General features: G+C 64.5%; 9 protein-coding genes. 8 read left to right on the forward strand and 1 reads right to left on the reverse strand.

Annotation, left to right across the window (positions count from 1 at the left end):
• The first annotated feature begins 1 nt into the window (after position 1).
• The 8 genes from folB (at position 2) to AB0N72_RS10310 (ending at position 6,896) form a co-directional block, all read left to right on the forward strand.
• The gene (gene folB, locus AB0N72_RS10275) at positions 2-361 is read left to right on the forward strand and encodes a dihydroneopterin aldolase (RefSeq protein ID WP_363932613.1); all 360 of its coding nucleotides are present in this window, start codon (positions 2-4) and stop codon (positions 359-361) included.
• Entirely contained in the window at positions 358-903 is a 546-nt protein-coding gene (gene folK / locus AB0N72_RS10280) for a 2-amino-4-hydroxy-6-hydroxymethyldihydropteridine diphosphokinase (protein ID WP_363932615.1), read from the forward strand. The genes folB and folK overlap by 4 nt, the downstream gene beginning before the upstream one ends.
• A complete protein-coding gene (locus tag AB0N72_RS10285; RefSeq protein ID WP_363932616.1) occupies positions 900-1,421 on the forward strand; it encodes a DUF3180 domain-containing protein in 522 nt (173 codons plus the stop codon). The genes folK and AB0N72_RS10285 overlap by 4 nt, the downstream gene beginning before the upstream one ends.
• On the forward strand, positions 1,402-1,914 hold the full coding sequence (locus AB0N72_RS10290; RefSeq protein ID WP_363932618.1) for a PH domain-containing protein: 513 nt from the start codon (positions 1,402-1,404) through the stop codon (positions 1,912-1,914). The genes AB0N72_RS10285 and AB0N72_RS10290 overlap by 20 nt, the downstream gene beginning before the upstream one ends.
• 14 nt (positions 1,915-1,928) lie before the next feature.
• On the forward strand, positions 1,929-3,452 hold the full coding sequence (locus tag AB0N72_RS10295) for a PH domain-containing protein (protein ID WP_363932621.1): 1,524 nt from the start codon (positions 1,929-1,931) through the stop codon (positions 3,450-3,452).
• Positions 3,445-4,353, forward strand: coding sequence for a DUF2520 domain-containing protein (locus AB0N72_RS10300; protein ID WP_363932623.1), 909 nt, complete (start codon positions 3,445-3,447; stop codon positions 4,351-4,353). The genes AB0N72_RS10295 and AB0N72_RS10300 overlap by 8 nt, the downstream gene beginning before the upstream one ends.
• A gap of 4 nt (positions 4,354-4,357) precedes the next feature.
• Positions 4,358-5,260 (forward strand): pantoate--beta-alanine ligase, encoded by a 903-nt coding sequence (gene panC, locus AB0N72_RS10305; protein ID WP_363932625.1) that lies wholly within the window; start codon positions 4,358-4,360, stop codon positions 5,258-5,260.
• A 106-nt stretch (positions 5,261-5,366) separates the two neighbouring features.
• A complete protein-coding gene (locus AB0N72_RS10310) occupies positions 5,367-6,896 on the forward strand; it encodes a DHA2 family efflux MFS transporter permease subunit (RefSeq protein WP_363932627.1) in 1,530 nt (509 codons plus the stop codon).
• A gap of 167 nt (positions 6,897-7,063) precedes the next feature.
• On the opposite strand, the gene AB0N72_RS10315 is transcribed toward AB0N72_RS10310, so the two are convergent.
• The coding region (locus tag AB0N72_RS10315) for a hypothetical protein (protein WP_364081264.1) at positions 7,064-7,268 on the reverse strand (205 nt) is incomplete at its 5' end.

Below are 7,268 nucleotides of genomic sequence, written 5' to 3' on the forward strand. Positions count from 1 at the left end.
TGTGGACAGGATCACGCTGACCGGTGTCACCGCCGTCGGTTATCACGGAGTGTTCGATTTCGAACGCCGTGACGGCCAGCCTTTTGTTGTGGATGCCGTGCTGCATACGGACTTCACCAAGGCTGCGGACACCGATGACCTGCAGTACACAGCGCATTATGGCGAAGTTGCCGAGCTGATCACCAAGCACATCGAGGGCGAGCCCTTGAACCTGATCGAGGGCCTCGCGGTCAGGATCGCCGAGGGCATCCTCGCGAACTACAACGTAGCCGCCGTCGACGTCACCGTCCACAAGCCCAAGGCGCCCATTGAGGTGCCGTTCGGTGATGTGACGGTCAGCGTCCATCGGGAGCGGTCATGACCTCTGGCTATACCAAGGCCATTCTGGCGTTGGGCAGCAATCTGGGGGAGCGCAACGACACCCTTTCCACTGCCGTGGCGGACCTGGTTGACCCGCCGGAGATCCGCCTCCTGGGCGTTTCGCCCGTGGTGCAGACCAAGCCGGTCGGTGGGCCGGAGGGCCAGCCTGATTTCCTGAACATGGTCATGGCGGTGGAGACCACCCTTGCCCCCTTGGAGCTTCTCAAGCACTGCCACGCCGTGGAACAGAAGCACCACCGTACGCGTGAGGTTCGCTGGGGTCCCAGGACGCTCGATGTGGACATCATCGTCTTCGGCGATGTCGTGAGCGACGATCCCGTCCTCACCATCCCGCACCCCAGGGCAGCAGAGCGCGCTTTTGTGCTCTACCCGTGGTCTTTGCTCGAGCCACACGCCCAACTCAACGGCCGGAGCGTGGCTGAACTTGCCGCCGTCGCCGATGACATGCCTGACATCCGCAGGTTCGACGGCTTCGGCGATGTCGCCGGAGTTCCCGCCACTGGGGCGGTGGAGCAGCCGTGAAAGCCATGCGCCCTGTGGTTTTGGTGCTCATCGCCGTCATTGCCGCCGTCGTCGGCTGGCTGGCTACTGTCTCCACCAACCGTTTCAGCATGCCAACGCCCGTCCTGCCGACGTCGGCGCTGGTCACCATGGGTGTCATTGCGGGGCTTACGCTCATCATGGGCGTCCGGGTGCTGCGGTGGCGCAACGGCAAGAAGAAAAGCATGCTCAATCCCATTCTTGCTGCCAGGACGCTGATCCTTGCCCAGGCCTGCGCCTATGCGGGGACGCTCCTGCTCGGCTGGCATGCCGGTATTGCTGTGGACCTCCTGCGGATCGGCACCTTGCGCAGCGGCGAAGGCATCCTTTGGAACGCCTTGCTGATGGGCGGCGGCGGCGTTGTCATGGTGGTCGTCGGGCTAGTGGTGGAGCGCTTCTGCCGGATCCCGCCGGAGGACATTGAAGGCGGCAATGCCGGTCCCGAAACCCGCCGGGGCGGGACCAAAGGCGAAGGCGAGTATGCATACCGAGGCGATTGATCCTCCCGGCGTCCAGTGGCTGCGGGTTTCGCCGAAATACGTCACTGTGCGTTTGGTGGAGTGGGCCATCGGCAATCTGGTGGTGATCGCCGTCCTCAGCTTGCCGCTGGTCTTCGTGCTTCTCGGCTGGTGGCGTTGGCCCCCACTGTGGCTGGCCATTGCAGTTCCTGCCGTGATGCTGGTGCTGGCGCTGTGGCGGCTGGTGCTGATCCCACGCCAGGTGCGCGCCATTGGCTACGCCGAGCGCGACGATGACCTCCTCATCCGCAGGGGCATCTTCTTCCAACGCACCATGGTGGTTCCGTACGGCCGCATGCAGTACGTTGACGTGGCCGTGGGTCCGGTGGAACGAAGCCTTGGGCTGTGCACGCTGAAACTTCACACGGCCTCTGCCGGAACCAACGCGCATTTGCCCGGCCTTCCTGCCCAGGAGGGCGCGCGCCTGCGTGAACAGCTTTCGGCGCGCGGAGAAGCCAGGCTGGCTGGGCTGTGAGCCCGGGGGACTCCATGACGGTGTCGCCGGACCAGGCTGTCGACGGCGGGTGGAAGCGGGTCCACCCTGCCTCACCGTTCGTTCGCGGCTGGGTGGCGCTGGCCGCCGTCGGGTTCTTCTTTGGCCGGGACGCCTTCGAACGCATGCTGCAGGGCCGGGATTTCGTGGACCCGAACCTCAGCGGACGGGTGCCATGGCTCCTGGCCGGAGGCGCGGTGGTGCTGCTCCTCACGGTTGGCGGCTTCATCCTCAGCTGGTACTTCACCCGCTACCAGGTGGCTGAGGGCTTTGTCCGGGTGAACACGGGTTTCCTGTTCAAACAGCAGCGGCAAGCGCGGCTGGACCGCGTCCAGGCCATCGACATTGTGCAGCCGCTTCTGGCACGGATTTTTGGTCTCGCCGAGCTCAAGTTCGAAGTGGCCGACGCCGGCGAGTCTGCCGTGCGGCTGGCTTACCTTCCGATCAACCAGGCCAAGCAGTTGCGCGCCAGCATTCTGGCGCAGGCTGCAGGTGTGGTCCCCGGGCCAGGGCCGGGCGGTGAAGTTGCCGAAGCGCCCGAGCACGTTGTGCTGTCTGTACCTCCGGGCCGCCTCCTGGGCTCCCTGATGTTGAGCGAACAGACCGTAGGTATCCTCATCGGCGCCGCTGTGGTGGTCTCAACCTCTGTTCTCCTGGAAAACACGGCGATCTTCCTGGCGCTCATTCCCGGCATCCTGGGTATCGGGGCCTCGTATTGGACTGCGTTCAACAAGGGCTATGACTTCACGGCCGCCATTTCCCCCGATGGAATCCGGCTCCGCTACGGGCTCCTGGATACCCAAGCCCAGACTGTGCCGCCGGGCCGCATCCAGGCCGTGATGGTGAGGCAGCCACCCATATGGCGGATATTCGGTTGGTACCGGATGCACGTCAATGTGGCCGGCTATGGCGCTGCCGCAGGTTCCGAGGGCGCTGCCCGCACCATGCTGCTGCCCGTGGGAATGAAGTCCGATGTCCTTCGGATGATGTCCTTGGTGCTGCCGGATCCCGGGGTGGAAGATCCCGAGGCCGTATTCATCGTTGGGCTCGAAGGCCTCGCGCCGGCCGGGTCCGGCCACGTAGCCGCCGACGGGTTCGTCACCACGCCGCGCCGTGCAAGGTTGCTGGCACCGCTGGGATGGCGTCGCAACGGCTTCCGGGCCACCCGCACCGCACTGCTGATCAGATCCGGCCGGTGGTGGCGCACTTTGGTCATGGTTCCCCATCAGCGGACCCAGTCCATGGCCCTGCACCAGGGGCCGCTGGCCAGGCGCTTCGGCGTGGCTGATCTCGTCCTCCACACAACGGCAGGTCCAGTGGTTCCCCGGGTGTTCCAAGCTGGCGTTGCCCAGGCAGTGGAACTTTTCGACCAGCAGGCCGCCCGCGCCCGTGAGGCACGGAAGCGGCAGACCAGCGAACAATGGCTGGCGCAGGTGGCACCACAAGCTCCCGAAGTCGCTGCAGCCGCACTCCCCGAACAAACCCCAACGCCAAATCAGGAGGACCGCCACGATGGCTAAGCCAGGACGACTCGGAGTCGGGATCATAGGTGCCGGCAAGGTGGGTGCCGTCCTCGGTGCGGCTTTGCGCGCGGCCGAGCACGCCGTCGTCGGGGTTTCCGCCGTGTCCGAGGCGAGCCGGGAACGGGCCGAAAACCTGCTGCCGGGCGTTCCGATCCTGGAAATCCAGGACATCGTGGAGCGTTCCGAACTGGTCCTGCTGGCCGTCCCGGATGATTCGTTGGGGGAATTGGTGGCGGGGTTGGCCAAGCTGGGCGCCTGGCAGCCCGGCCAGCTGGTGGCGCATACCTCGGGCCGGTTTGGCGTCGGAATCCTGAATCCTGTGCGGACCGCCGGTGCGATTCCGCTGGCCCTCCACCCGGCCATGACCTTTACCGGCATGAGCCTGGACCTGACCCGCCTCATGGACTGTACGTTCGGTGTCACGGCGGATGCGGCCATGCTGCCGATTGCTCAAGCCCTGGTTGTGGAGATGGGCGCCGAACCGGTGGCGATTGCCGAAGCCGACCGCACCCTCTACCACGCAGCCCTTGCCCACAGCTCAAACCACATGGTCACCTTGGTAGCCCAGGCGTCGCAGATGCTGCGGGAGATCGGCGTCGAGACCCCGGAGTCCATGCTGGGTCCGCTGTTGCGGGCGACGCTTGAGAATGCCCTCGCCTCCGGCGAATCCGCACTGACCGGGCCGGTGGCCCGGGGAGATGTGGGGACCTTGACCGCGCACGTCCAGGCGCTCAAGGAATACGACGCCGGTGCGGGCGGCGACGTCCTTGCCGCCTACCAGGCCATGGCCCGGGCCACCGCGCGCAGGGCGGGGAACCGAGGACTCCTGCGCCCCGAACAACTGACCGAGATTGACGCGGCTTTGGATGCTGAACCCAAAACGCCGGAAGGAAACTGAACGCATGGCCATCAAACTCGTCACCACCGCACAGGAACTGCGCGCCGAAAGCGGCCGCCTCCTCACGGAAAAACGCGGAAGTTCGCAGGGCCTCGTCCCCACCATGGGTGCCCTGCACCAGGGCCACGCTGCCCTTGCCAGGACTGCGGTAGCGGAGAACGACGTCGTGGTGGCCACCATTTTCGTCAACCCGTTGCAGTTCGGCGACGCAGTGGACCTTGACCGTTATCCGCGCACGCTCGACGCAGACATGGCACTGCTGGATGCCGAGGGCGTGGATCTGGTGTTCGCGCCTTCCGTCGAGGAGGTTTACCCCGGCGGACAACCGTTGGTGCGGGTGACATCCGGCCCGTTGGGTGAAAAGTGGGAAGGCGCCTCACGCCCGGGGCATTTCGACGGCGCCCTCACGGTGGTTGCGAAGCTGCTGCACTACGGCCTCCCCGGAGGTGCCGCAGCCGATGGCACGACGGCGGCCTACCGGGCCTACTTTGGGCAGAAGGACGCGCAGCAGTTGGCCTTGGTGAAGCGCATGGTCTCGGACCTGAACTTCCCCGTGGAGATTGTCCCCGTGCCCATTGTCCGCAGTGAAGACGGTTTGGCGCTTTCAAGCCGCAACAGATTCCTTTCGGAAGCGGAGCACGAGGCGGCCTTGGTGTTGTCGCGGGCCCTGCGCCTCATTGAGTCCCGCGCAAACGCGCACGAACCACTCGACCTGGATTCCGCCGTCGCGCTTGTCCAATCCCAGCCGCTGGTGGAACTGGACTATTTCGACGTCGTCGATCCCGCCACCCTGGAACCGTTGGCCGAGAACTGCAAGGAGACACCGTTCCGGGGCGAAGGGCTGGCGATCATCGCCGCCAAGGTGGGCCCGGTGCGCCTGATCGACAACGCCCCATTGTTTTCCTAAGGTTTGACATTTTTCCGATGACGGGAATTGGCCGGGCGTTTAGACTGTTCTAGTCTTCACCGGCAGCGATCGCCGGACATCAAATCCAAACCTTTGGGGAATCCTCATGTCTACCGACGTCACGTCCGACGCAAACGGCAAGCCCGAATCCGGAGCTTCCAAAGCAGCCGGTTCAGCAGGGACAACGTCCATCCAGGCGGCACCCCAGGGTCCCCGCCCGGAGGCCCAGGCCCCGGAGGCCCACGCCTCTGGAAAGATGTCGCGTGAGTCGGTGACCGTCATCATCACGTTGCTGGTGGCGACGTTCGTGGTGATCCTCAACGAAACCATCATGAACGTTGCCCTGCAGCGGCTCATGACGGATCTTCAGGTGAGCGCCTCCACCGTGCAGTGGCTGGCCACCGGCTTCATGCTCACCATGGCGGTGGTCATTCCCACCACCGGATTCATCCTGCAACGCATGAGTACCCGCGGGGCGTTCATGCTGGCCATGGGACTGTTCAGTGGCGGCACGTTGCTGGCCGCCCTGGCGCCGGGATTCCTGGTGCTGTTGCTGGCCCGCATTGTCCAGGCCGGCGGAACCGCCATCATGCTGCCACTGCTGATGACCACGATCCTGACGTTGGTGCCCATGTCCAGGCGCGGCGCCGTCATGGGCAATGTCAGCATTGCCATTTCAGTGGCGCCGGCTATGGGGCCCACCGTTTCGGGCATCATTCTCGATAATTTCTCCTGGCGTTTCATGTTTGTGTTCGTGCTCCCGGTTGCGCTGGCCGCGTTCGCCATTGGTGCCAAATACCTCACGAACGTGGGGGAGCGGGAGAAGACCACCCTTGATGTCACCTCCGTGATCCTCACTGTTCCGGCCTTCGGTGGACTGGTCTATGGCCTCAGCCAGATCGGTGGTTCGAACGCGGGGGTTGTGCCGGTGATCGCGCTGGTGGTTGGCCTTCTGTGCCTGGCGTTGTTCGTTGTCCGCCAGCTCAAGCTCCAGAAGTCGGATGCCCCCCTGCTGGATCTGCGCGCCTTCAAGTTCCGCATGTTCACCGTGTCCACGCTGCTGATGGTTGTAGCGATGATGGCGCTCTTTGGCGGCGTGATCCTGCTGCCGCTCTACCTGCAGAACACCCTGCACCTGCAGCCCCTGGAAACCGGACTGGCACTGTTGCCGGGTGGTTTGGCCATGGGCCTGCTGGGTCCGGTCATCGGCAGGATCTTCGACAAAGTCGGCCCCCTGCCGCTTACCCTGTCCGGCTCGGTCCTGATGGTCCTCACCCTGTGGCAGTTCTCCCGGTTGGATGAGGGCAGTTCCCTTGGTTGGGTAATCGCTCTCCACGTGGCACTGAGCTTCGGTTTGGCGCTCCTGTTCACGCCGGCGTTCACTACCGGCCTGAATCCCCTTCCGCCGCACCTGTACTCGCACGGTTCGGCGATCATCAGCACGGCCCAGCAGGTTTCAGGCGCGGCCGGAACCGCCCTGCTCGTGTCCATCTACGCCGTGGTTTCTGCTTCGTCCGGTCTCGTTGCCGGCATGCAGGCAGCGTTCCTTGCCGCCACCGTCATTGCCGTCATCGCCGTGGTGCTCAGCGCCTTGATGCGGAAGACCGAAGGCGCGGGAGCCCACGGAGGCCACTAGCCCTCCCGCACATCCCAGTGGCTTGACCCCGACGCTCTTCCATATCCCGGGTGCTTGGGACCAACGCTCTTCCATATCCCGGGTGCTTGGGACCAACGCTCTTCCATATCCCGGGTGCTTGGGACCAACGCTCGCTCACGTCCTCAGGCCTTCAAGACAGCGCTCGCTCACTTTTGGTGGGTGAGCGTTGTTTTTTGATGTTCGACGGCGGTGGTTGGGTCGGGTTGTTCGGCTTGGGTTTGGTGTGTGATGGGCTTCACGTGGCGGGTTTTTGGGTGTTTTGGGGTTTTGGCCGGGTGTTTGGGGCTTGTTTTTGGTGTGTTTGCGGGGTTTTTGGGTGGTGTTGGGGTGGATTTGGTGCGGGGGTGTGGC

The sequence above is a fragment of the Paenarthrobacter sp. NPDC089307 genome (assembly GCF_040685055.1).
In the GTDB taxonomy this organism is placed as follows: Bacteria; Actinomycetota; Actinomycetes; order Actinomycetales; family Micrococcaceae; genus Arthrobacter.

Coding starts and splice junctions, on each gene's coding strand:
- folK (WP_363932615.1), top strand. CDS start 358: ATGACCTCTGGCTATACCAAGGCCATTCTGGCGTTGGGCAGCAATCTG.
- AB0N72_RS10290 (WP_363932618.1), top strand. CDS start 1,402: ATGCATACCGAGGCGATTGATCCTCCCGGCGTCCAGTGGCTGCGGGTT.
- AB0N72_RS10295 (WP_363932621.1), top strand. CDS start 1,929: ATGACGGTGTCGCCGGACCAGGCTGTCGACGGCGGGTGGAAGCGGGTC.
- AB0N72_RS10300 (WP_363932623.1), top strand. CDS start 3,445: ATGGCTAAGCCAGGACGACTCGGAGTCGGGATCATAGGTGCCGGCAAG.
- panC (WP_363932625.1), top strand. CDS start 4,358: ATGGCCATCAAACTCGTCACCACCGCACAGGAACTGCGCGCCGAAAGC.
- AB0N72_RS10310 (WP_363932627.1), top strand. CDS start 5,367: ATGTCTACCGACGTCACGTCCGACGCAAACGGCAAGCCCGAATCCGGA.